The sequence below is a fragment of the Lysinibacillus sp. DFXJR4 genome (assembly GCF_057196045.1).
Genome location: NZ_JBXUNW010000010.1, coordinates 59,654 through 84,562 on the forward strand (window position 1 = coordinate 59,654; position 24,909 = coordinate 84,562).

At 35.2% G+C, this 24,909-nt stretch carries 27 protein-coding genes; 19 read left to right on the forward strand and 8 right to left on the reverse strand.

The features are described from left to right. Positions 1 to 625 precede the first annotated feature (625 nt). The gene (locus AC2CGN_RS17790) at positions 626 to 928 is read left to right on the forward strand and encodes a hypothetical protein (protein WP_484515290.1); all 303 of its coding nucleotides are present in this window, start codon (positions 626 to 628) and stop codon (positions 926 to 928) included. A 326-nt stretch (positions 929 to 1,254) separates the two neighbouring features. On the opposite strand, the gene AC2CGN_RS17795 is transcribed toward AC2CGN_RS17790, so the two are convergent. Continuing rightward, positions 1,255 to 1,731, reverse strand: coding sequence for a GNAT family N-acetyltransferase (locus AC2CGN_RS17795; RefSeq protein ID WP_286925162.1), 477 nt, complete (start codon positions 1,729 to 1,731; stop codon positions 1,255 to 1,257). 165 nt (positions 1,732 to 1,896) lie between these two features. Next, the gene (locus AC2CGN_RS17800; protein ID WP_484515292.1) at positions 1,897 to 3,165 is read right to left on the reverse strand and encodes a hypothetical protein; all 1,269 of its coding nucleotides are present in this window, start codon (positions 3,163 to 3,165) and stop codon (positions 1,897 to 1,899) included. A gap of 427 nt (positions 3,166 to 3,592) precedes the next feature. Between AC2CGN_RS17800 and AC2CGN_RS17805 the strand changes: the two genes are divergently transcribed. Further along, positions 3,593 to 3,718 (forward strand): hypothetical protein, encoded by a 126-nt coding sequence (locus AC2CGN_RS17805; RefSeq protein WP_484515294.1) that lies wholly within the window; start codon positions 3,593 to 3,595, stop codon positions 3,716 to 3,718. A 435-nt stretch (positions 3,719 to 4,153) separates the two neighbouring features. On the opposite strand, the gene AC2CGN_RS17810 is transcribed toward AC2CGN_RS17805, so the two are convergent. The 3 genes from AC2CGN_RS17810 to AC2CGN_RS17820 all read right to left on the reverse strand — a co-directional run bounded on the left by AC2CGN_RS17810 (position 4,154) and on the right by AC2CGN_RS17820 (position 6,988). After that, positions 4,154 to 5,305, reverse strand: a complete 1,152-nt coding sequence (locus tag AC2CGN_RS17810; RefSeq protein WP_484515296.1) for a Ger(x)C family spore germination protein — start codon at positions 5,303 to 5,305, stop codon at positions 4,154 to 4,156. Positions 5,306 to 5,525: 220 nt separating this feature from the next. Continuing rightward, entirely contained in the window at positions 5,526 to 6,029 is a 504-nt protein-coding gene (locus AC2CGN_RS17815; protein ID WP_283868276.1) for a DinB family protein, read from the reverse strand. A gap of 86 nt (positions 6,030 to 6,115) precedes the next feature. Then, the gene (locus AC2CGN_RS17820; RefSeq protein ID WP_484515297.1) at positions 6,116 to 6,988 is read right to left on the reverse strand and encodes a DMT family transporter; all 873 of its coding nucleotides are present in this window, start codon (positions 6,986 to 6,988) and stop codon (positions 6,116 to 6,118) included. A 272-nt stretch (positions 6,989 to 7,260) separates the two neighbouring features. On the opposite strand from AC2CGN_RS17820, the gene AC2CGN_RS17825 reads away from it, so the two are divergent. The 6 genes from AC2CGN_RS17825 to AC2CGN_RS17850 all read left to right on the forward strand — a co-directional run bounded on the left by AC2CGN_RS17825 (position 7,261) and on the right by AC2CGN_RS17850 (position 12,073). Next, positions 7,261 to 7,947 (forward strand): DUF421 domain-containing protein, encoded by a 687-nt coding sequence (locus tag AC2CGN_RS17825; RefSeq protein WP_484515299.1) that lies wholly within the window; start codon positions 7,261 to 7,263, stop codon positions 7,945 to 7,947. Positions 7,948 to 8,107: 160 nt separating this feature from the next. Beyond that, positions 8,108 to 8,263, forward strand: a complete 156-nt coding sequence (locus AC2CGN_RS17830) for a hypothetical protein (RefSeq protein ID WP_286925242.1) — start codon at positions 8,108 to 8,110, stop codon at positions 8,261 to 8,263. 185 nt (positions 8,264 to 8,448) lie between these two features. Then, a complete protein-coding gene (locus AC2CGN_RS17835; RefSeq protein WP_286925157.1) occupies positions 8,449 to 8,901 on the forward strand; it encodes an OsmC family protein in 453 nt (150 codons plus the stop codon). A gap of 408 nt (positions 8,902 to 9,309) precedes the next feature. Beyond that, positions 9,310 to 9,894: a hypothetical protein gene (locus AC2CGN_RS17840; RefSeq protein WP_286925156.1), complete on the forward strand. Its 585-nt coding sequence runs from the start codon at positions 9,310 to 9,312 to the stop codon at positions 9,892 to 9,894. 369 nt (positions 9,895 to 10,263) lie between these two features. Then, the gene (locus AC2CGN_RS17845) at positions 10,264 to 11,325 is read left to right on the forward strand and encodes a suppressor of fused domain protein (RefSeq protein ID WP_429990101.1); all 1,062 of its coding nucleotides are present in this window, start codon (positions 10,264 to 10,266) and stop codon (positions 11,323 to 11,325) included. Between the two features lie 274 nt (positions 11,326 to 11,599). Then, positions 11,600 to 12,073 (forward strand): DUF4259 domain-containing protein, encoded by a 474-nt coding sequence (locus tag AC2CGN_RS17850; protein ID WP_484515302.1) that lies wholly within the window; start codon positions 11,600 to 11,602, stop codon positions 12,071 to 12,073. Between the two features lie 342 nt (positions 12,074 to 12,415). On the opposite strand, the gene AC2CGN_RS17855 is transcribed toward AC2CGN_RS17850, so the two are convergent. Together AC2CGN_RS17855 and AC2CGN_RS17860 are read right to left on the reverse strand one after the other, a co-directional pair. Further along, positions 12,416 to 13,447 carry a YdcF family protein gene (locus tag AC2CGN_RS17855; protein WP_484515304.1) on the reverse strand — a complete coding sequence of 344 codons (1,032 nt, stop codon included), beginning with the start codon at positions 13,445 to 13,447 and terminating at the stop codon, positions 12,416 to 12,418. A gap of 129 nt (positions 13,448 to 13,576) precedes the next feature. Beyond that, positions 13,577 to 14,716 carry an immunity 26/phosphotriesterase HocA family protein gene (locus AC2CGN_RS17860; RefSeq protein WP_484515306.1) on the reverse strand — a complete coding sequence of 380 codons (1,140 nt, stop codon included), beginning with the start codon at positions 14,714 to 14,716 and terminating at the stop codon, positions 13,577 to 13,579. Positions 14,717 to 14,938: 222 nt separating this feature from the next. On the opposite strand from AC2CGN_RS17860, the gene AC2CGN_RS17865 reads away from it, so the two are divergent. From AC2CGN_RS17865 to AC2CGN_RS17880, 4 genes are all read left to right on the forward strand, one after another. Then, a complete protein-coding gene (locus tag AC2CGN_RS17865; protein WP_484515308.1) occupies positions 14,939 to 15,373 on the forward strand; it encodes a GNAT family N-acetyltransferase in 435 nt (144 codons plus the stop codon). A 10-nt stretch (positions 15,374 to 15,383) separates the two neighbouring features. Then, a complete protein-coding gene (locus tag AC2CGN_RS17870; protein WP_283868264.1) occupies positions 15,384 to 15,863 on the forward strand; it encodes a nucleoside 2-deoxyribosyltransferase in 480 nt (159 codons plus the stop codon). Between the two features lie 12 nt (positions 15,864 to 15,875). Continuing rightward, complete coding sequence (locus tag AC2CGN_RS17875) at positions 15,876 to 16,193, forward strand: YbjQ family protein (RefSeq protein ID WP_484515310.1); 318 nt, start codon at positions 15,876 to 15,878, stop codon at positions 16,191 to 16,193. A 456-nt stretch (positions 16,194 to 16,649) separates the two neighbouring features. Then, the gene (locus AC2CGN_RS17880) at positions 16,650 to 17,627 is read left to right on the forward strand and encodes a helix-turn-helix transcriptional regulator (RefSeq protein WP_484515312.1); all 978 of its coding nucleotides are present in this window, start codon (positions 16,650 to 16,652) and stop codon (positions 17,625 to 17,627) included. Positions 17,628 to 17,700: 73 nt separating this feature from the next. Here the strand turns inward: AC2CGN_RS17880 and AC2CGN_RS17885 are convergent, their stop codons facing one another. Beyond that, on the reverse strand, positions 17,701 to 18,132 hold the full coding sequence (locus AC2CGN_RS17885; protein ID WP_484515314.1) for a hypothetical protein: 432 nt from the start codon (positions 18,130 to 18,132) through the stop codon (positions 17,701 to 17,703). A gap of 94 nt (positions 18,133 to 18,226) precedes the next feature. Between AC2CGN_RS17885 and AC2CGN_RS17890 the strand changes: the two genes are divergently transcribed. The 7 genes from AC2CGN_RS17890 to AC2CGN_RS17920 all read left to right on the forward strand — a co-directional run bounded on the left by AC2CGN_RS17890 (position 18,227) and on the right by AC2CGN_RS17920 (position 24,851). Then, positions 18,227 to 19,915 (forward strand): AAA family ATPase, encoded by a 1,689-nt coding sequence (locus AC2CGN_RS17890; protein WP_484515316.1) that lies wholly within the window; start codon positions 18,227 to 18,229, stop codon positions 19,913 to 19,915. Between the two features lie 257 nt (positions 19,916 to 20,172). Further along, on the forward strand, positions 20,173 to 20,688 hold the full coding sequence (locus AC2CGN_RS17895; RefSeq protein ID WP_484515318.1) for a TetR/AcrR family transcriptional regulator: 516 nt from the start codon (positions 20,173 to 20,175) through the stop codon (positions 20,686 to 20,688). A 102-nt stretch (positions 20,689 to 20,790) separates the two neighbouring features. Beyond that, positions 20,791 to 21,213, forward strand: coding sequence for a DUF3995 domain-containing protein (locus AC2CGN_RS17900; RefSeq protein WP_286924170.1), 423 nt, complete (start codon positions 20,791 to 20,793; stop codon positions 21,211 to 21,213). 22 nt (positions 21,214 to 21,235) lie between these two features. Further along, positions 21,236 to 21,853, forward strand: coding sequence for a histidine phosphatase family protein (locus AC2CGN_RS17905; RefSeq protein WP_484515320.1), 618 nt, complete (start codon positions 21,236 to 21,238; stop codon positions 21,851 to 21,853). Between the two features lie 221 nt (positions 21,854 to 22,074). Next, the gene (locus AC2CGN_RS17910) at positions 22,075 to 22,911 is read left to right on the forward strand and encodes a D-alanyl-D-alanine carboxypeptidase family protein (protein WP_484515322.1); all 837 of its coding nucleotides are present in this window, start codon (positions 22,075 to 22,077) and stop codon (positions 22,909 to 22,911) included. Between the two features lie 12 nt (positions 22,912 to 22,923). Further along, the gene (locus tag AC2CGN_RS17915) at positions 22,924 to 23,475 is read left to right on the forward strand and encodes a hypothetical protein (protein ID WP_429990106.1); all 552 of its coding nucleotides are present in this window, start codon (positions 22,924 to 22,926) and stop codon (positions 23,473 to 23,475) included. 116 nt (positions 23,476 to 23,591) lie between these two features. Further along, the gene (locus AC2CGN_RS17920) at positions 23,592 to 24,851 is read left to right on the forward strand and encodes a polysaccharide deacetylase family protein (protein ID WP_484515324.1); all 1,260 of its coding nucleotides are present in this window, start codon (positions 23,592 to 23,594) and stop codon (positions 24,849 to 24,851) included. Positions 24,852 to 24,909: the final 58 nt, after the last annotated feature.

The following is a 24,909-nucleotide window of genomic DNA, read 5'->3' on the forward strand; positions in this document are numbered from 1 at the left end:
TTAATTCTAACGGTTTTGGTTGTTGTGGTTGGAATTCCTCTTGGGGATACACTGATTAGAAAAAAATAAGACTGCATCTAAATGGATGCAGTCTAGGTTTTTGATTTTAGATCTTATTACGCTTATATAATTTTGAGGAAAAATCTTTTCACAAATTGATATTTCTTTTCATTGCTTCAGATATCCCTCTAGTTTGTTCATCCTTAATTTTTCCTCTTCATTCTATCCAGAACTTCCAGAACAGCAATTAATAAGATAAGAACAGTAGATAATAATCACCTTGTTTCTTAGTTTAAGGTACAATTCTTCCCAAGGTAAAAATCATCAAGACATTAAGTATTAAAAAATCACCTCTGAGCAAGCATCAAAAACGATTCAACAAGCGATTTACGAGCAATTTTGCATCCCCTTCGCAATCGGTATGGGATCCAATATGCTAATGCCTAAATTAGCATTAGATTTAGAGGCTAAAAAATCTAGTTTTGCTACAAGTACGGCAATCATACGAAATTGCTTAGTAGGTGGACATTTAGCATAAGGAATGAACGAGATGATGTGGGATAGCAGAACAATGAATGGATGGCGATGATGTTTCCAGAGCATCTGAAAGAATGGAAGCAATGAGTTGCCACGTAAATTTGCTGAATGGGAGCTGGAAGAATTACAGCAAAACATAGAGCGCGTTTTGGTACAAAATAAAAATATTATGTTAACTAAAGCTAACTATTTGCAGTGGACCATTCAAGCCATTGATGAGGAGCATCAAGAGCTATTATTAGAAACAATTACAAACACAAAGCCTATTCCTTTACGTCAAATTTATGCCGCACGTATAGAAGATAATTATAATATTAACAGCGAAGTTTACTGCAGCAATATCTATGCTGGATTTAGCAGTAAAATCATAGGGCAGAGTACTTTAAAATGAGGCTTGTTTTGTGCCTTTAATGGATGCCTTGATAAAGAATTTACGAAAGGATTATTTCCAGTTAAAGCGTTAGCTAGCCCATCAGCAAATACGAGTAGTGGGCTGGCATTGCATCGATGAATAGTTTAGTGATGTGCCAATTGCGTACTGCGCTATACCAATCAAGCATTAAAACGTAAGTTGAAGAACGATCGCTGCAGTGATTACAAAATCACTCATTTAAGCTTACATAATGAGTGATTTTGTAAAATTAGTGTTGGATAATGAATTCAGACGAATCACTATGCCAAGAACTCCATAATCCATTCATATAAATTCGAAAACGACTAAATATGTAATTTCATCACTATTTGCTCACCAATAGGTCCCATTTTTCTTTCCCCATGATCAACAAAGCCCACTTTTAAATACAAGTTTTGAGCAGGAATATTTTTATGGTTCACCACTAAAACGACTTCATCACATTCCTTAAATTCCCTTTTAATAAAGTTAGACAGTGCCAGCATGCCCTTTTTGGCGTATCCCTTTCCTTGTTGCTTATGGTCAATGGAAAATGCTGTAAGTAACATAGCGTTTGGATTGCTAGAGTACTCTTTCACTCTCTCTGTTGAATGAAGAACAAAAAATCCAACTGGTATATTGTCACTTAAAATAATAATTGGGTACTGTCCAACCATTTCTATAGAAATATCCTTTGGAAGGGCCGTAAATTGAGATTGCTCATCTGGAAGATCAAAGTCATGTAAAACATCTACATAATCTTTTGAGAAATGTACTAATTCAAGTGTGTTTATAGCTTGCATAAAAATGACCTCCTTTTTTCGTATTCTAATACAGGAACAAACGTTCGTCAACAGGGGGGATCTAAAGGAAGTGTACCTTAATAAAAAAATCACTCAAAACAATAAGGGAAAGGGGGTCACTTGGACAAAAGTAACCCATACCATTTCCTATCTATTTAAGGATTTTTATAAATCATCTAATTTTACAAGTTCGCCATTCGTAGCATTGACTGAAAATCCACAATCTAATTTTCCGCACAAAATATATTGTGCTAATCGTTTATCGTAGACATAAATAGGTGTAAGCTCAAGATGATTTTTCAATTTATCAAAAGCTTGATTTTCGGTAACTGTCCTTTTTTTGACGGTAGTATAAGCTTCAAATGTGTTTAACATAAATTGATTATCCATACTATTGATTGCTTGTAAATTTTCCGCATCAATAATAACAAGTAGCTTTCGTTTGAAAATAAAATGGGAATGCTCATTATATTTTAATGTTGCATAAATATAGTTATCCTGACGATAAAGTGTTTTTAATATCCACTTCCCTGTATCATTCGGATATTCTTGACGTAAAAAATCAGAAACGGTGCTTATACACTGTTCTTTTTCAGAATTTGTAATTGGTAGTAAATTCGGATGACGCTCCTTAGATATAACTTGTTCTATCGTGATATTATTGGCAAATGTAAGGGAAGTTTTTTCGAATGATTGATTGGTCGGTGAATCCCAATAAATAATTTTATCGATTGCCAGTTGTATCTTATCATTTACAAAAAATTCATAGGGGATTGTCCTTGTTAAATCATTTGTTATGTAAATTTCCTCTAAGCCATAAAAGGGAAGAACTTGCTTCTGCTTCTCTAAAGGAAACTCGATAAGCTTTATTTGTTTTTTTGACAAATCAGCAACTTTTTCTAAGGATAGTGCAGGAACGTCTTGTTTAAATTTATTTTTGGGAGGAAATTGACCTATAGCTGAAAAAAGGGTCAGCTGACCATCCTGATTATATTTAATCTCAATAGAGCCAGATGGTGACACAGGAATACCCATAAAACATTCTTTAAAAAATAATCTTCCATTTCCTTCTTCCACTAATTGGAACTGCTCATTATAGGTAAGTCCAGTTTCCTCCTCAATCCATTGAATAATATCCTTTGTGGAAGTGCTGACAATTATGTTTTTTTCAGCAAAAGATTTGTTATCAACGAACAAGATACTTTTAAGCTGACCGGTATGCACATTTATATCGATAATTGCAGTTCCTGGTGGATTTAAATCATCCTCCTCAACCTTTTTAGCATGAGAAGGAAGCCATTCTGTAGTGAGTATATAGGTTGTATCTTCAAATATATCTAAGCTTCTACGGAATGAAGAGGTATGTAAATAATAATTAGTTAATCCGAATTTTTCTTTTGTTGCAGTGATTAATGCCTGTATTTTTTGTTCCATATAATAACGCTCCTCGTAATAATCTTTTCAATCGTTATACGATAGTGCTATTGGAAAAGTTTCGAAATATAAAGAACAAAAATGCGTAATCATCAAAAAAGCTGTAGCGTACGGTAGCGCTACAGCTTCAAGTGACCTATTTAGGTTAGTCAGTAAAGGCATTATAACATATAGTTCGAAAAACAAACAATAACAAAGCTAGGAGACTTCTGTATCTGCCGCTATGCTTTCAATACAAAAACATTTGTTGTTGTTGTTGTTGTTGTTGTTGCTGTCGCTACGCTTTCGCACAGTAAAGAATTGCTGAATGAAGATAATTTACAAAAGGTAGTAAAATTATCTAATAATACTCTTGCCAAAATAGGAATGCTTGTTCTAATATATTGACAAACGAATGTTCTTATTCAAAGGAGAGGTGAACGGGACTATGGCAATGTTACAATTAAAAAAAGTGCATTTAGAGCGAGATGAATTTGAGCTTGAGGAAATAGCGTATGCATTAAGTGAGGCAAAGGAAGAAGGTAAAATTAAAGTTTTTATAGTCCATCAATAGCAAGAACCTTTAACAGGTATGGTGATGAAAATGGATGCAAACACCAAGTTAATTCATATTCAAAATGAAGCTGGGGACGTTTATAAGGTACACTTTTTGGATATTTTAGAGGTTTTGAGTGCTGAATAGAAATATATTTTCAGAGACAATTGAAAACAGTCATTGACTGTCCATTTATATGTAGAGCAAAAGTTACCTTAACATGATAATGTAGAGAAAGTGTACCGATAAAAGGGTCACTTGACCAAAGTGACCCAAGCCAACAAACCAGGAAGTGCAAAGCTAATTTGCTTTACACTACTATTAATATGTTTAATAGCTTTTTGTATCTAGTGAATTGCCTGAAAATTGAATAATAAAAATAGTAGAGACTACAAAAATGAATCAAATAAATATAAAGCCGGGTACATGTAAATAAGTATCCGGCCCTTTAAGCTATTCTTTAATTGTTTCATCAAACTTTTTTCGACCTGGATTTACTTTATTGACATAAATAGTGAGCTTACTAATAGAATCTTCTGTTAAAGGTATTTTCCCATTGCTCTCATATTTTTTCCACGCTTTAACGTTTTTACGATATAGTTTTTCAGATAAACGGAAAATGTCTATATCCTGTTTTAAGCCCTCTCGATAGGTTGTTAATATATCTTTTTTTACTTGCTGTTTAATTTTTTTTCGAATTTCATTTCCAGAAACTTTTGTTTTAAAGCCATTTACAGTAGCATTAAATTTCACATTCACTTCAAAAGTGACTTGATTATTTTGAACAATTGGCTTTACGTCAAGACTTATTTTTTCTAGATCTACTGTTAGGTAATCTCCTTCCTCGTCTAATTGAAAGGTAACGTCTCCTCGATTTTTTTGATCATGCATCCATTGAAGCCCTCTCGCAGCCTTCCCATTAATAAAGCCTTTAAATCCATCTTTTGAAAGTACGCCAACACCAGTAAAGGCAGTTTCCATTGTCTGTCCATTTGTAGTGCTCCAATTTCTGTTGATTGAAACAAAAGGAATACTTATTTCATGGCCAGGTTCATTTAAATTGATCACTAATGTCCGTAAATCAACAGGTTCTATCATTGTTTCTAATTCAATTGTATACAATGGATTACTTAGTTTGGAAGCCGTAAGAGATTTGTTGAATATTGGTGTAATTAGGAGAACTTCCTCAATAGGTTCTTTGGTAACGTAGGTCAATATTTGATATCTTGTTTCCCTATGCCGCAAAAAGCTGTCAATAATAGAGATGGCATTTTCGCTTTTCATAGCATCCTCAGAGAAAAGAATATAAGACATATGTCCCCAGAATACTTTTTGGTCAATGGAACGATATAAGTTAAAAAAGGCCTCTTCCATCGTTTCCCCTTTCGCACGACCAATTTCCGCTTGTATCCCTTTAGGAGCAGGATTCTCTGACTTGGCAACATTGGCGAAGTTAATTAATTGCATATAAATTTCATATTGATCATCTTTAAAATCAACACCAATGCCGAGAACATAGTACATTCTTTGAGGCTCGGAAACATCCCAGCAGCCAGAAAGCAGTAATGTAGCAACTAAACTTGATAGTAAAATAATTTTCTTCATGTATTCATCCCATTTTTTGAGGTACTCATACTTTTATGATACGTTTTTAGTTTAGACAAAAAATGTGAGGGTTATAAGCCTAGAAAAGTATTGTACGGATGGAGGGAAAATTACGATTCAAATCTTTTTCGGGTAATTGATTTCCTAAAGGGAGAAAAAAAGAATCTATTTTGAATAAAGACAATCAAAATAGATTCCAATATTTTAGTTTGTTTTTGAACTACATTTGTGGGGCTTCCATACCAAACTTTGCCCATTCCTCTTTTGCTGGACCATAAATACCTGGAACAGTTAATCCTGCCTGTCGCATAAGGACAGTTAATTGTCCTCTATGGTGACTTTGATGTTGAAGTAAGAACAACAATAGTGATCCATTTGGCATTTGTTGACCGATGAATTCAATACATTCTTCCATTGTTTGGTCAGACCATTGTGATTTTAAAGCCTGCACAAGTGCATTGCTTGCCTGTTGATAGCTGTCCGCGATAAATTGAGCCGAGGAGGGAACAGGAAAATCTTTAGCTGGCGCCTCAAATATTAAATTTGTATTGGAAGTTATGACCCGAATAGCCGTAACAATATGCCAAGCAATTCGACCTAATGTCCAATTTTGTGAAGTAATTTCCTGCTGAAGTGATTCATCCGTTAGATTATTGAGTAATTTTTGCGTGGCACCGGCTTCAAACTCCCAAGATTGCAAAAAATGATCTACTGTTTGGAACATAAAAATCCTCCCTTAAGTTAAACGTTATCTTTAATTATACTCTCTCTTGAGTGGAATGGAATTGTATTTTTTGCAAATTTTATTTATTATTCCTCTTTAATCACAAAAAAAACACCACTAAAAATTAACATTGTACCAAGCCAAAATGAAAATCCAATTGTTTCATCTAACAGTAGCCAACCTAAAAAGGTTCCGACAATTGGCTGGAAGAAAAAGAATAATCCGCCACTAGAAGCATTCATTAATTGAAGCCCTTTGTTCCACAATAAAAAACCACCAGCAGTAGAAACAATACCTAAATAAATTAATCCGCCTGAAATTGTTGGCTGCAAAATACTAGATATATCTAAATATTTTAATCTAGGAACAACAACAGGAGTTAGTGAACACACAGCCACCAAAGATGTATAAGTAGTAGTAACAATCTGTGAATATTGCTGTGGAATTTTCTTCACTAAAACGGACATGAGTGCCCAAGTCAACGCGGCAACTAATAAGTGATATCCACCTAATTGCTGGCTAACATCGATTTGTCCATTTCCAACAATAATGCCAACGCCAATTGTTGCTAGTACAATGGAAAGACATTTTTGGAAGGTTATTTTTTCTTTCAAAATAAAGCGTGCAAACAGGACCATAAAAGCAGGTGTAGTGGATGTAATAATAGCACCCATTTGAGCAGTAGAAAGCATTGTACCTATTTCCTGTGTGACAATCGAGATCGTATTACCAATCAAACCAACAAGGAAAATCATTAACCAATCTCTTTTAGCTATAGCCCATGATTGCTTCATACAGATACCAATAGTAGCCAGTGTAATGACAGCAATCACATAACGAATCCACACAAGTTCCAAAGGTGGAATAACCTCTACAACTACTTTTACGACAACATACATTGCCCCCCAAATACTTGCTGCAAACGATAAAAAAAGGGCACCTATTATTTTATTATTCATGTTTTTTCCTCCGTTTTTCATAGAAATCTATGTCCTTAACGGAGAAAAACTCTTCTACCGTTAAGGAAGAAGAATTGTTGGTACATCCTGTTCAAATAACGGAGAAAACATCATGTAAATCAACTCCAATCTATTTATATTTTGGTTAATTATAAATTAAATGAACGAGTTTGAACAGAATTAGCAAATGACAATTAGATGCGAGTACTTGGATTTTTTGCGTATTTTATTAAATATTTTAAGCATCCTATGATATAGATAGGAGTGAAAAAATGAAAGATGTAGGCTACTTACAAATAGCTATTGAAACCATGATAACCTTTTTTGTTCTTCTAGCCTTGACTCGTTTCTTAGGTAAAAAACAATTAAGTCAGCTGACTTTTTTTAATTATGTTACAGGGATAACAATAGGCTCCATTGCTGCAAACATGATTGTTCTAAGTACAAAAGATTATTTGAAAGATTTACTCAGTCTTGTAATTTGGTGTTTACTCACTATACTTATTGGTTATATCAGTCTTAAGTCAGGAAAAATTAGAGTAGTTCTAGATGGTCAGCCTACAATTGTAATAAAACACGGAAAGATAGACAGAAAGGCATTAAAAAGAACAGGCATTAATATTGATGACTTAACAATGATGACTAGACAATATCAAATTTTTTCTATCGCCGAAATAGATTATGCTATTTTAGAACCTAATGGGACACTTAGCATTCTCAGAAAACCAGAGTTTCAAGGAGTACAAAAAAGAGATTTTAAAATTTATCCTACAGCTCCAGCTTTTATACCTATAGAAATCATAACAGATGGAAAATTATTATTGAGAAATTTATTAGAGGTTGGCAAAAGTATAGATTGGTTAAATAATGAATTAAAAAAGGCTAATATAAAAGAAATTGAAGAGGTATTTTTTGCTGAAATACAATCAGATGGAAGTTTATTTATACAGAAATTTTAGATCAGGATTCACTAGTTAATTAAATTCTGGTCATTTTAATATCGATAATGTTTTGTAGGCTATAAACTACATAAATCTATTTGTTAATCCCCAAATATTGCATGTGTAACAAGTATAAATCACTCTAAAAGGGAAAAAGTATAAATTGGAGGTGATTATTTTGACTGACAAAAAGCAAAAACAAAGAGCATTAAATCAAGAAGAATTTACAGAGGATTTGAGTCCTGATGATTTAGATGTACGTGAGGAGAATAATCTTACAAAAGAACAAAGTAAGAATTCAAATCAAGAGCAATATTCCAAACAAAAAGAATAGAATAATGATTGCTATACATTTTTAAGTAGTTCATGATGAAGTGACTATCAAGTTGCTTCGTCATGATTTTTGGATTGAAAATTAATAATTTTCAAAAAAGTATTGACTAAAGGGGGAGTTGCGAGTAGGATGAAATATATGTATTCTTATTGATTTAATAAGAATTAAAAAAGGAGAGATGTAAAATGGCGGTCACAACATTTAAGGCAAGTACATATTTAAAAGATAAAGTATTAGTAGAGGCCAATGTAAGGGGACATAAAATTATAATAGATGAACCAAAAGAATTAGGTGGAGATGACCAAGGGGCAAATCCTGTAGAACTTGTTCTTTCTGCATTAGGTGCGTGTCAATCCATAGTCGCAAGAATTTACGCAAATAAATTGAAGATAGATCTAAGAAATTTTTGGGTTGAATTAGAGGGAGACCTTGATATAGATGGATTTTTAGGAAAATCTGATGTAAGACCTGGCTTTTTAACGATTCGCTACACTTTTCATATAGAAACGAGTGCACCAGAAGAAAAGGTGGAAGAATTTAAAAAAATTATTGAAGCACATTGCCCAGTGGGTGATACGATTGCAAATACTGTTAATCTTGTTTCTTCAGGCATTGTTATTGAAAATACGATCGCTTGATGGCTTCTTTGATATATAAACTTAGACTATTTTTCTATAGCTCTTGTCTCATTTAGGGACGAGGGCTTTTTATAAGGTCTTGAAAAGCGAAGAAGAAGTTGATATCAGCGGAATCAAGGAATCTGAAATAGAAAATCACTCATTAAAAATAATGAGTGATTTTTTATTGTACTCGGCAAAAAAAATTCTAAAAACCGTTTCTCTCCCACATAAGCACATAACAAAATTCATATAAATAAAAATAAAATCTAAAAAATTTAGTAGTTATAGCTAGCCTATTCGCTTGACGAGTAAATCATGCTAAAAATTAAGAAATTCTTCAGATTCTACTAAGGAAAAATTTAAGATTACCTTTTTATACTTATAATATAAGGAAATTAACGAAACCATTTGAAGATTTAAAACGTATTGGTAGTAGTAAAGAATATTGAAGTAGGTGAGGAAATGTCATACACCATTTACATAGTACTAACAAAAACAGGTACATTATTATCGAAGGCTATCGGGATGTACACTGGAAAAGAAATGAATCATGCATCCATAGCGTTTGATGAAGAACTTTTTGAAATGTATAGCTTTGGGCGAAGGCAACTAAATAATCCGTTAAGTGGTGGTTTTTTGCGGGAAAATGCAGAAAGAGGACTATTTGAGACAGCAGATTGTGTCGTCTATCGTTGCAGAGTCTCGCATTATCAATACTTAGAAATGATGAAGATCGTCCGTTATATGTATTGGAATCGAGATCGCTATAAATATAATTTTATTGGCCTCTTTGGCGTGATGATGCAAAAAGAGGTTCGCAGAGAGCGTGCTTATTTTTGCTCGCAGTTTGTAGCAATGCTATTAAAGGTGGGAGGTTTAAAGATATATCAAAACCCTGCTTTAATGACGCCACATTGTATCGCTCAATTACCGTATTTAGAAGAAGTTTATGCTGGAAAGCTTGCAGACTATTTACATAATGTGCGAACGCCAGCTATGTTGTATGGCTAAAGAAAAATAATTGCCTAGCTATTTCTCATGATTCAGCGGGCATACAACTGCTCATTGAGCCGTGGGAATACCACGGCAAAGGGTTTAGATTATAAAGGAGCTTTTGGAATGAGCTAAAAAAATTGGGATGCCATTAACTAGATCGTAATTGATTACTATAAATCATTAACTAAATTATCCCCTCAGGCAATGTTGATTTGCCTGAGGTTTTTTTAGTAATATTTACCTCACCTAGAATGAAAATAAACCTAGATACTGGAAAGCTGAAAATGAGTCCTATTCCTGTTATAGAGCTATCATAATATTGGTATTATAAAATACTAGATTAGTATGTTCTTATATTGAAACAACACCGAGGAGGATGGGTAGATGAGTGAAGAGGTTACAGCAGTAGGTTGGGATGCGATTGATCAAGCACTATTACAGGTGTACGGTGAGCAGGAGCCAAGCCATTATGGAACAATGATTCCATATTCACTAGGTGGAGAAGATCCTTTGGATGGGATTAGTGTCTATAAAAGTGAAACACCAATTCCGCATTGGCATTTTATTACATATGGGTTTTCGGAATTATATGAAAAAGAATTTGAAAATAAGGAGTACAGCGGTTATGGATTTGAATTGACATTTCGATTGGCGCGTAACGAGAACGAGGAGGAGCCACCTGCTTGGGCCTTAAATTTACTACAAAATATGGGCAGATATGTTTTTAATAGTGGCAATGTTTTTAGAGCAGGAGATTATTTAGATGCAAATGGTCCTATTTGTCTTGATGCCGATACGCAATTAACCGCGCTGGCCTTCACACATGATCTAGAGCTTGCTGAAATTGATACGCCAAATGGTAAGATGGAGTTTATCCAAATGGTAGGTATTACAGAGGATGAGTTAGAAGCGATGCAGACGTGGAATACACTTGGTATGCTAGAGGCGGGCATCCAACAAATACCAAACTATATCACTGATTTATCACGAGCTTCTTTGTTACAAAATCCACAAATTGCAGAGGTCGCTGAACAGGGAATGGAAAAAGAGGGCTCCAATACGGGCTTTCTTTTTGTAAGTCAACTGGCATGGCAAGTGGAGAAAAAGGGTTGGTTTAACAAACAATCTCATGTCATTCAGTTAGGGGCAAAGCAAGCAGATGTCATAAGTAAATTACTACGTGGACGAATTTTAAAAGACAGAAATCTTAGCTTAGTTGGTCAAAATATAACGATTATATTTAAAGCAGCTGATCAAGTAGGCTATCATGAGGACGAACAGGAAATTACGATTACATTGAACAGGGCAGCGGTGGATGAGCTAAGTAGAAAGCTAGTGCCGCAAGAGAGTCAATTTGAATTAACGTCTTTAGCTGGTGTCAGCTTTCAAATTTTGAAAACGCATATTAAAAATCAAGAAGGAGAGGTTGTGAAAACAATCGGATAAGATTGATCTCTTGCTAAAACTATCGTTTTTAGCGAGAGATTTTTCTCTAGGTTTGGAAAAAAGTTTGTGTGATTTGTAGCAGCATGTAGAGCATTTCAATAGCTAGTTCACACTGGAACGGGCGGTGTTCGCTTTGGAGAGGGAAGGAGGCCATTCGCTAGAGAAGATGAAGTTCTGTTTTAGCTCCTACTTGTAAAAAAGGAGCAAAATTCTGATGGACTGAAGCCGTGTCTACGGTTTCATTAAACATCATAAATAAGGGAGGAGCAATAAAGTGGGAGCATGGGGCTACAAAGCTTTGGAAAGTGATGAGGGATTAGATGTAGCTGGTTTTTTACAGGACTATATTGAAAATCAAATAAATTCAAATCATTTATTGTTAACTGACATTATCAAGGCGATGAAAAATGATGGCTTTTTTGGAGAAACCTTTAACGACATAGATTTTTTTTATGATGTTAGTGCCATGGCATTAGCAGAAATCTATATCACCTACCTCGATACAGGGTATTTTCTGAGTGATGAAAGTAAATGTGGAAATGTGCAATCTTTAACTTTGATAGCTGATGAGGATGCTTTGATATTTATCATAAGATATTTGACTGATATTAGAGATGAGGTGCCAGATAAGCAAGGTAGTAGAGAGATTGTAGAATTATGGCGCGAGTCTAAAAGTTGGCATGCGTGGCAATCAAACCTAAACAATCTTATTCTTAGAATTGAACAAGAAATTAGCCATTTGCATTAAAAAAATAGATTAAATAAACAATTAATGCACATTTTTTATAAGAAAGTGCGTTACCTAAAAAGAGCATTAACTGATGAGGATAAGATAAATATTCAATTTAAAAATAATATTGAGGAGATAAAATTAAAAGATTTATATGATTTCAAGATTGATTAGAGAAATATCATTTTTTTCTATATGATAATTGTAAGATTATGTTCGTTACGAGGAGTTTTACAAGGCACTACAAGAAGAACGCTATCCTCATGAAGATATAGGAGCAGCAAATGAGAGAGTATGTACTGGTAAAAATTAAAAAATAATGGATTCGTGCCAAAGGACCACGAATCCATATAACAGAAATCATATAAAAAAGCTAAGTAAGGAAAATAAGATGGAGATGCCGAGAATAGGACCAACGATTTTCATATGTCTTTTTCGCCCCATCACAACAATGGCAACATATTCGCGAATCATCGCGTTTGGCCAATAATAAAAGGCCGTTTTCGCACCAATGCCCTGACTGTTTAAGCCAGCAAGTCTTGCATAGATACCTGCACGAAATAAATGGAAATTATTTGTCGCGAAGATACTATTATAGGCCTCACCTTGTTTACTATCATCCATAATCTGTTTTGAAAATAACATATTTTGATATGTATTAACAGATTGCTTCTCTTGCAATGTATGCTCCATGGGAATACCTTTTTCAATTGCGAATTTTTGCATTGCCTCGGCTTCTGGGAGGCCCTCATCAGGACCTTGTCCACCAGAAAAGATAATTGTTGGTGGTGAGGTAACTGCGGCCTGCTTATGATAGAAATCAATTGCCTTCTGAATTCTGCTAGCTAAAAGTGGTGGAACCTTGTCATTAATTAAGCCACTACCTAGTACAATAATATAATCTTGATTTAACCTTGGTCGATTGAATTGGTATAGAAAATAGGCTGATAAAAAATTAGACAAGTGAATAAAAAAATAAAATGTGATAAGAGAGATCCCTCCAAAAATCGGTTGGAGGTGGCTTGAAAATAAGCTTGCTGGATAGATAATTGGTAATAATATAAATAATAAAATACCCAGCGCCACAAGTAATGTTAAAGAATTAGCCAAACGTCTTCCCTCTCGTTTCATTAACACTCTTGCATTTAAAAATAAACCAAACATTAAAGCAATAATTGCAAAGGGAATAAGGACAATTAGGGCGATAAGTGGAATGATGACAATCATCCTTAATAAATATTGATCAGATGCTAAGGATGCAAAAACGCAGAATAACAGAAAAGAACAAATAAAAATATTAAATAGCAGACCGTTGATGATTTTTCTTGGGTCTTTCAAATAAGAAATGAGAAAAATGATGAAAAGGATAAGCGGAATAATTCCAAAATACATAAAAACATGCACCTCAATGATGTAATGGGTTAATGGTATCTTTATATTATAAGTATTTATTGGATGAAATCAACTACTGACAAAATGAAAAGGAGTATCCTGGATATACTCCTTCCATGTTGTTAGTTTCTATTTTTTGTGAGAATTAACATAATTGATATACTCATTGCGAGTAAGTCCACCAGTTTGACGATTAAATTCATCATACGTGATGTTTGCTGGAAAGCCAAATTCAGCTAATACTTGCTGGCGTTCTTTTTGATATTGTGGGTGATCCAGTGATCCAAATTCATCATCCTCTCTTGACTTCAGCCAATCATTAGAAACTCCTACACAAACGCCGTGATTAGTAGTTTTAAGCGAGGTTATGGACTCTGGCTTACTAATGGTTCCAGTGCCCCATGAAAGGCGGTATCGAGGCTCCTTGCCATGATCAATAGTCAAACCATACCCAATGGGGAATACAATATCAGATTCAGTTAATGCTTTGTGTCCGACCTTTTCATAGCATCCTCGCATAAAATGATCATCCATCACAATTCGCGTTTGTGCGGCTAAAGGAGCGGATATGATTTCATCGAGATGAGGGGAACGCTCTGTTGTTGTATGCAAATAAGGTCGGATAAATAATGGCATTGTCATGACGTCATGCCAAATACTATCCTGGGCAAATAGATTATCCTTTTGCATTTGACGCAAATCCCCCACCACAAGGACATAGCCATCTACGAACAAATCTATCTCTACACGAAAAATATCTCCTGGAACAGCTTTATAACGTAAACTTTTCATACCTGTTAATTTTTTAAGCTTGTCTGAATAATCCGTTGGTAGCTGCAAAGGAAAACGGTCTAGCCATTCTTTGACGTCAGCCTTAGTTGTTAGGTGTTCAAAGCCAGTTAGTGGAAGCTGGTAATAGGTTTTGGCATTTCGAACCATGATATTACAACATATATGGTTTTGATTGCCTAGATTAGCAGAGAAGACAACACCTGTTGCTTTTACTGCGGAAATATTTGTGTAATTTAATTTCTTTTCTTTTCCTCGAGCAGTTTGAGGGACTATAACCTCACGATTACGTGTTAAAATATTTACATCTGCTTCTTGAAAGTTATACTCATTGATGAATATTCTTTTTTTTATGAGATCACCTTCAAGACAAATAAAATAATCCTCTCGAATTTGAAGCGTGTCCCAATGATCTTCAATGATATGTAGTCCAAAATAAGGGCGCAATGAATTCGTTAACCAACTTGTAAATGCTGACAATTGGATTTCCTCCTACTTTGAGTGATGATGTCAAGTATACTGAAATCCCATTGTTACGAAAATAGCAGAATTGAAAAATGGCTAAAATAGTCCTATTAGTACAGGAAGGCTAATTGCTTTAGAAGCAGATAAAATACAAGGATTGATTCTATGGGACCTGACGTAGGAAACACTATCGCATGTTAATTTTGTTATAATTTAACGATAGAGGTGAGATGAAAAATGAAAATTATGACGATTGAAGGTGTACCTTATGAGTGGATCTACCAATTACAGGAAATACATGCGCATGTCTTTGATGGTGCTAATTTGCCAGTAGAAAAGTTAGAGAGAAAAGAGGGCCTACTTTGTCTATTGGCGATTGAGGCTAAACGTATTATTGGCTTTAAACTGGGCTATATCCATCCAGATGGTGTTTTTTATAGCTGGCTAGGCGGTGTTCATGCAGCAAAGCGTGGTCAGGGAATTGCTAGTTTGCTTATGCGTCAGCAGCATACATGTATATTGGCAATGGGCTTTAAAAAAGTTCGTACATATGGTAGAAATGAGCGAAAGGCAATGCTTATCACAAATCTTAAACACGGATTTGATATTGTTTCAACATTTGTTGATGACAAAGGTCGACATAAAATAGTATTTGAAAAATTATTGGAATAGGAGTTTTAACATGAAGGCATACTTAGCAAATGGATTATTTTCATTAGGAGATCGTTTAGTAAATGAGCAACTAGCTGTGGCTATAAGAGACGCAATATCAAGTATTGAATTGTATGTACCACAGGAGAATGATGCCATTAATGATAAAACAGCCTATGCGGATAGTTTAGCCATTGCACAAGCAGATTTAGAGATGCTACAAAAAAGTGATGTGCTTGTAGCTGTTTTAGATGGTGTGGAGATTGATTCTGGTGTGGCGGCTGAAATTGGTGCATTTGCAATGCTGAATCGACCAATTATCGGTGTCTTTACAGATGTTCGCCAACAGGGAAGAGATAACATGCAAAAAATAGAGGCACTTGTAAGGGATGGCATTGAAAACCAGTTTGTATATCGTAATTTATTTGTAGTAGGCTTGATAAAACGCAATGGAATCATTACAACTTCCATTGAAGAAGCTGTCAAAGCCATTCAAAAATTTAACAAATAGGAGGCAATTTGTATGCTACTCTCAACAACAGATGCTGTAGCAGGGAAGGAAATTGTAGAAACAATTGGCTTAGTAAAAGGTAATTCTGTACAATCAAGAAATATTGGTCGTGATATGGTGGCAGGACTTCGTCATATTGTTGGTGGAGAAATGAAGGAGTATGTAGAAATGCTCGTCCGTTCTCGAGAAATAGCAACTGGTGCAATGGAGGAAGAAGCCAAAAAACTAGGCGCAGATGCCGTTGTAGGGGTAAGATTTTCGACATCCTCTGTAATGGAAGGTACCTCAGAGGTATTAGCGTATGGAACAGCCGTAAAATTAAAGAAATAAATAATGAAGGGCTTCAATCAACGAGATTGGAGTCCTTTTTATCTTCATTAGCAATTCAATTCTTTACTGTGCGAAAGCGAAGCGACAGCAACAAGGTTTTATCTGTGCGAAAGCGAAGCGACAGCAACATGGTTTTAACTGTGCGAAAGCGTAGCGACAGCAACATGGTTTTAACTGTGCGAAAGCGTAGCGACAGCAACAACAACAATAAAAGTTTTTTGTATCGAAAGTAGCAGCAGATGTTTTATGCGCGTAAGTCAAGGTGTAATTTATTGTAAAAATATCCTTAATTATGACAAAAATATAGTTTGTTTAGTCTGTTGTATGACGAATTTTCGTTAAATTAGTATAGTACCAATTATATCAATAATATAGAAATTTTATAGTGAAAAGGACTAATAGTGTCCAACTCAATTTGTATAATAGAGAGGTAATGATGAAGAAAGAGTGGGATATATGGTAGATTCACAACAAAATAAAGGCTATCGCGTTATTTCTATGTTTGATAGATTGATGGATGGTCAAGGAATAAACAAAAAACAAGAGGCATTTACACATCAAGTTGGTGAAAAAACCATACAACGCGATCTGGATCAAATTCGAGCGTATATTGAAAAGGCTAAATTGAACTGTCATTTAGAATATGTGCGAGCAGAAAAGGTCTATAAGCTAACAAATATCGGAGAAAATATTTTATCGAAAGAGCAAGTTTTAGCGATAGTCAAAATTCTTATTGAATCAAGAGCGTTTTTAAAATCTGAAATGAGTGAGATTATAGATAAGCTTATTTCGATTGTTGCGGCTGATAAACAAGAGTTTATCCATAATATTATCTTAAACGAAAAGCATTTATATGTAGATTTAAATCATCGGAAGTCTTTACTTCAGGTAATTTGGAATCTTTCAGAGGTCATTCAAAAAAAGAAAACAATTCAAATTGATTATTTGTGTGAGGGAGAAACAATCCCTGTGGTAAAAATAGTAAAACCACTTGCTGTTATTTTCTCTGAGTACTATTTTTATTTAATTGCCTATGATAGTAAGCATGAGAAGGATTTGCCGATTGTCTACCGCGTCGACCGTATACAGCATCTGTTGGAGCTTGATAAAAAATTTAAAATACCCTATGCTGAACGTTTTCAGGAGGGGGAATTCCGCAAGCGTATTCAATTTATGCATGCTGGTGAGCTTATGCATATTAAATTTATTTTTAATGGCTCATCTCCGCAGGCTGTATTAGATCGTCTACCAACAGCTAAAATATTTTCCAATAAAGATGGACACTATTTATTTGAGGCTGAGGTTTTTGGACGTGGCATTAAAATGTGGCTGCTTAGTCAAGGCGCGAATATTGAAGTAATAGAGCCAATTGAGCTAAGAGAGGAAATGATTGAAACCATTCGTTCAATGCAGCAAAATTATCGTTATATATAATTCAACACTCATCGAAAGGAAAAAATCCGCTAAATCTTCTAAAAGACGAAGCGGATTTAGATATTTACAATAATTATTGAAATAGTTCTTCAATAAAATTTAACTGTAAATCCCCTAAAAATTTGTAATCTTTCATATAGTTTTCTTCATATAAATAAACAAGTAAATTCTTCGAATTATCTAAGCGTAAGCCTATTTCACGTTCATCATTTATGTGTAACGTTAACCAATATACCTCGTCATCTTCAGCTTTATTGAAGCGTATTTTACGAAGTGATTGGCCGTTAAATTGCTCCATAATTTGATGAATAAGAGAGGCATCGGTTATCGTAATGGTTTTTTCATCTGAGCCACGAATAATTTCGATTTCATTTACTTGCTCAATATCAAGTCGTTCTATTACCTCCTTATCAAAAGTTGAATCTCGTGTTATGAATAATGTTGAAACGAAGAGGATGATAAGAGGTAGAAGGATACCAATTAGTAGTTTATATCTTTTTTTCATGTAAAAACTCCTTAAATTCAAAAAATTCACACATATGTATACTTTTCCACGCTATAATTGAGCATATACTGAATTGATAAAGGATGGCAATAAAATGACACATAATTATGAAGAAAAAGAGCTATTTTATCCTGACGGCACTGTAATGTATCGTGGTGGTGTGAAAAAAAACGATTTTGGACATGACATTTATGATGGTAAGGGGACATTATTCGATCAAGACGGGGAACTATTATTCGAGGGTGAATTTGCCAATCACATGAAGCAGGGAAATGGCATTATGTATTTAAAAGGTCAAATGATTTACCAAGGTGAATTTATTCAAAACAAAAAACAAGGAAATGGCATTTTATATAAAGATGGACATATTTATTACGAGGGTCATTTTCGTAATGATTTAATGGATGGTTATGGAATTTTATATTATGAGGAAGATTTGATTGCGCCGTTTCTGGAGTTACGAGCACAGTATCCCCATTTAGATCAGCCGCAATATGAAGGTGATTTTGTCCATGGCATGAAGAAAGGAAAAGGAAAACAGTATTATCCAAACGGCTTTTTACAATATGAAGGTGATTTTATATGGAATCATATGCAGGGGGCAGGAAAGCTTTATTATGCACCTGAGACTCCAAGTGCAGAGGAGCTGGTGAGTGGGGTATCTACACTTCAATACGAAGGGTATTTCTTTGAGGATACAAAGCATGGCAAGGGAAAGATTTACTCAAGACTAGGTGTGCTTGAGGCGGAGGGCCAATTTAAAGAGGATGCTATGACAGGGCATGGTACTCTTTATTATGGTAGTGGACAGGCGTGCTATATCGGTGAGCTTGTAAATGGAGAAAAGCATGGCCGCGGAGATTATTTTAATGAAAATGGCAAGATTATTTATAGCGGTGAGTTTATTAATGGTGAACGGTTACGGATAACACCGGAAATTGAGCGAGAAATTGAGAAATTACAACAGCAATTAGATAATCTTGTTGGACTTCCAAATGCTAAGAAGGAATTACATAACCTCATTAACTTTATTAAAATTCAAAGCTTACGTGTCGATCATGGATTAACAAGCTTCCCAATAACTTATCATCTTGTCTTCTCTGGTAATCCCGGTACAGGGAAAACAACAGTTGCTCGAATTATTGGTCAAATCTATAAGCATCTCGGCGTTCTTTCAAGCGGCCATTTTGTAGAAACAGATCGCGCGGGCTTAGTTGCAGGTTATGTTGGTCAGACAGCTCTAAAGGTACAGGAAGTAGTCAATAAGGCAAAAGGCGGCGTGCTTTTTATCGATGAGGCCTATTCACTGGTTAATGATAAACAAGATGCATTTGGGAAGGAAGCCATTGATAGCCTATTAAAGGCAATGGAGGATCTACGGGATGATTTAGTCGTTATTGTAGCGGGATATACAGAGCTGATGGAGGAATTTCTATTAGCTAACCCAGGCTTTAAATCACGCTTTAATCATTTTGTACAATTTGATAATTTTAGCACAGAGGAACTTTATGATATTTTTGCTATGCTATGTAAAAACAATGATTATCAATATGAAGAAGCATTTGCAAACCATATGAGAGATCAACTTCACAAAATTCCGATTGAGTCGATTCCTAATTTTTCAAATGGGCGATATATTCGAAATTTATTCGAAAAGCTAGTAACTATCCAATCAAATCGTCTAATTCAGCAAAACAATATTACCAAGCAAGAGCTTATGACATTTGCAGAGGATGATATTTTACTCGGTATTACAGAAAATCTATTTGATAATACATTTTAATAATGATAAGGACCAAAGTAGCTTATAGTAAGGTACTTTGGTCATTTAAACTAAAAAAGGGGATGACAAATGAAAAAGCTTGTGACAATTATTTTAGTAGGTGCTTGTATTTTGCCAAGGGTATTAACTATCAATATTACAGTCAGTAATAGTATAAAAATTCTCAAAAACAAACCAACTGAATAATTGACAAGTAATAAGAAAAGTAGTAATCTAACACAAAACATACGCTATCGTATTTTTATGGAGAAATGACTATGCAATTAACAAGGGAAGATTGGATTAAGGCTGGATTACAACAACTAGCTGATGCAGGAATACATAAAGTTCGAATCGAAGCACTTGCCCGCTTACTTAAGATTAGCAAAGGTAGCTTTTACCATTATTTTCGTGATCATCAAGAGCTGTTGGATGCAATGCTCGATTATTGGGAAATACATGCAACAAAGCAGATTGTTCAAAGTATGGAGCAGGAGCAGGCTACGTTGGAACAGCTGCTACGTATTAGCTTTAGCAGAGATAAAAAAATAGAGATTGGCATTTATGCATGGGCTAAATATGATTTGGCTGTTGCAGCAAGATTAGTCGAGATTGAAGAGCAGAGAATTGCTTGTGTGGCAAAATTATATCGGAAAATAGGCATGGATGATGTTGAATCATTAGATCGGGCAAGATTAGCCTATTTGACGTATGTGGGGTGGATGACAAGGTTTGAAGCAAATCCCCATTTTGAGATAGAAAAAATGCTAAGATTATTAATGCATATTCACTAAGGTCCCTAATATGGTGTAAACCCTTATTAGGGACTACTTTTACACTATAACATACGGTAGTGTATGTTTTGTTAAGTTATGATGGAAAAGAGGAAGGCAACCATGACAACAGTAATAACATTTATAGCAATTGGTCTTCTGTGGTTTATCAGTGTGCTTCATATTTATTGGGCTTTTGGAGGTCGATGGGGAACAGCAGCAGTCATTCCGATAAAAAAGGGAGAACAACAGCCTATTTTTAAGCCAAGAAAGCTTGGGACCATACTTGTTGCTGTTCTTATTTTGCTGGCTAGTTTCATGTTAATTTTTCAAGCAGGTTACTTAGAGAGCCTTCAGACAAGTGCTCTTACTAAGATTGGAAGTATCGTATGTGCTACCGTTTTTATGATTCGAGCTATTGGTGATTTTAACTATCTAGGATTTTTTAAGAAAATAAAGCATTCTCAGTTTGCTCGATATGATACTTGGATATACAGTCCTTTATGCTTGTTCTTGGGCTTAACCTATATTATTCTGTTATTTTGAGAATACATAGGAGGAAATCAGAATGAGTCAAACGATTTACCTATTTCGCCATGGTGAAACAGAATTTAATTTACAGGGTCGTTACCAAGGTGAGCTTGATTCACCTTTAACTGAAGCTGGCATTCAGCAAGTACAGCAAAATGCATGTATGCTAAAAAGTATCATTGGCAATCCTCAAGAGTGGAAAATTGTATCGAGCCCATTGGGAAGAGCCATGCAAAGTGCTGCGATTATCTGTGAAACAATAGGATATGATGTTCAAAATGTTCAGCAGGACAAACGATTAGCTGAAGTTGCTGTCGGTCAATGGGCAGGACTAACAACGTCTGAAATTGAAAGTACTTGGCCAAAACGCTTTCACAAAGGAGACATTTATAGCTGGTATTTTCATGCACCAGATGGGGAAACCTATGAAGCTGTTACAAGTAGAATAAGTGATTGGCTAGAGGAGATACAGCGCGAACCAAAAGTAATCGCGATTTCACATGGCTTAACAGGACGAATTTTACGTGGGCTTTATGCTGGCTTAGGAAGGGAAGATGCCTTAAAGCTAACAGTATCACAGGATATGTTCTTTAAATTATCAAATAACACCATTACCACGATCTATTCAGATTTTGATGATTTTTATCTTCATTAAGCAGAAGACTCCCACCTCTACAGGTGGTAAGATGAATGCGGTTTGGGTTCCTTTTCAGTGGGTGTCCAAGCACCTACTGAAATAGCGGAACTCGGTCTAAATCCGGACGCAATTACGCCAAGGCGAAATTGATTAGGTCGTATCTTAAGAAATTCTTCATAAATTACCTACAGGAATATTCAGAATTGCCCCCTATTATAATGTGTGGGGGGCGTTTTTTTATGAAAAAATTTGTCTTATTTTGTTGTATCTGTGTGGCAGCTTTCCTTTTTTATTATCTTGATAACACTTCGGAAAATGCACAAATAGAGCTACCTACATTACATAGTAAAAATGCTTTGCTGCTGAACGAAAAAGGGGATGTCCTATATGAAAAAAATGCAGATGCCATTATATATCCAGCCTCATTAACGAAAATTATGACAGCAATTGTGGCTATTGAGGGGAGTGTCAATCTTCAAAAGCAAACCATTGTTGAACCACAAACCATTACAAAATTTACTGCACAAAATGCTTCTATGGCTGGTTTTAAGGCAGGTGATTTTGTAACGATGGAGGATTTATTATATGGTACCCTGCTAGCCTCTGGAGCAGATGCTACAGGAACATTGGCAGATGCTATTGCAGGCAGTGAGGAAGCTTTTGTGACACTTATGAATAATAAGGCACTGGAATTGGGGATGGATAATACACATTTTGTTAATGCAAGCGGACTACATGATGACGCCCATGTTTCAAGTGTGCGTGATCTTAGTAAATTATTTCGTTATGCTATTGAAAATCCAACCTTTTATCAAATTTTAACCTCTAAAAGCTATATAACACATGTTCCAAATGAACTGACAATATCAAGTTCGCTTTTTATGAAAATAGCTGGAGCTGATGGGGCAATCGTTGGAGGGAAAACGGGCTACACGCCTGAAGCGGGTCTTTGTTTAGCATCTATTATCGAAAAAAATGGTAAGCGTTATCTCTTCATTACAACGAATGCAGCAGGGCAAGCATGGACGCCACCACAGCATATTGAAGATGCCCTAACAGCCTATGAAGCAATATAGGAGGAAAAAAACATGAAAAAATTAGCAACTTTTTTAGTCCTAACAATCGTCTTATTAGTAGGATGCACCACACAGGCACCGGAAAAAGAGAAGGCTGCTTGGGAGCCTTTTATCGGCACATATGTGGGGGATCATATGAAGGTCAGTAAAATAGCAAATACTGTATTCATGCATGGGGATACAGTTGACCATTTTGATTTAAGAGGGGAGGTATTACGTGTCATTTATCGAAATGACAATGAGGCTTTAAATAGTTGGTTTTCTTCTTCCACATCAAAAGAGAAAGCATTGGTTTATAATGCAATGATGGGTGCAATTTTAGTTCCAAATGCACAGGGCTATGGCTTTGAAATCGATGGAGAATTATATGAGGTTCCTAGAGATGAGCTGATAACTGAAATGGAGTCTCTTTTCCCGACGTTACCACATGGAAATGATTTTTTTGAGGAAGAAATCGTTGAAGAATTTTTAACAAAACATGAACAAACTATTCAACAATATGCAGTTGATCCCAGCTACCAAAGCATATTGATGAAGAAATTTTTAATTACAAAAACTAGTTGATTTTTACTATTTTTTGGTATAATCTATTATTCTATCATGTAAGTAGAAATCTCTATTTTTCAGAACAAACACGCATGTGAAATGACATCTATGATAATATAGGACGGTGGAGAACAATGAAAAAGCTTTTACCCTATGCTATTTTTTTGACATTTTTAATTAGCTTTCTATTTGTAGCAGATGCAAATGCGGAGGGTGCATCACCAATCCAGCAAATAACCAAAGACTCAGCTGTATATGTTGAACCTTCTGTAGATAGTGCCGTAATCGGTCAGATAGCAAAGGGTAGCTATGTAAAAGTTGTATCTATAAGTGGGGAATGGGCATCCATTAAAGGGCAACAGCTGGAGGGCTACGTAGAAAAGACAGCATTAGCAAGTCTGACATCTGAAAAGTATATAGTAGCTAATAAGGGTGGAACATCTTTATTTACATATCCTAGTCCTAGTTCACAAAAAACAGGGCAGCTTTATGAAAATAGCCTAATTTATGTATACGGATCAGCACCCGGAGGTTGGTCCTTTGTCCAATATGGTCAGGAAATGGGCTATGTAGCAACGAATTCTTTAAAGAAGCCAGTTGTAATTAAAAAGCAATTAAATGTTAAAAATGGAGCTACCCTTCGTTTAACAGCTAGTCCTAGTGGTGAAGTGCTTGGTACAATTGCAAATAAAACAGAAGTGCAGCAATATACAATACTTGCTGGCTGGGCCTATGTAGAAACAGATACACTAAAAGGTTATGTCAAGGCTTCAGAGCTAGTGGACATTAAAAAGCTAGATAATAAAGTCTATAATAAAGGTGTTCAAGTAGCAAAAGGGGAAAAGAAACGAGTAGCATTAACATTTGATGATGGTCCAGATGCAAAGGTTACGCCACAAATTTTAGCAATACTAAAAAAATACGATGCTCATGCAACCTTTTTTATGGTTGGTAAAAACGTTACTAAAAATGCTGCATTAGTGGAAAAAATATATGATGCAGGACATGAAGTAGGGAATCATACATGGAATCATTCTAAATTAACCAACTTATCAGCAGGAAGTGTCAAGCAAGAGGTGGATCGAACAAGTAATGCTATTTATGCAGCAATTGGTCAGTACCCAACAGTTTTCCGTCCACCTTATGGTGCCACGAATGAGCAAGTTCGTTCTGTAATAACAATGCCCTCCATTTTATGGTCAATCGATACACTTGATTGGAAGCATCGCAACGCTGATAAGATTTTAGCGTATGTTAAAGCATCAGTGAAAGATGGAAGCATTATTTTAATGCATGATATTCATCAATCAACAGCAAACGGTCTCGAAAACGTTATTCTTTACTTGCAAAAGCAAGGCTACGAATTTGTTACTGTTAGTGAAATATTACAATAATAAAAGCCCAATAAAAGAGCCGTGCAATCTGTCAAAATAGACGATTGCACGGCTCTTT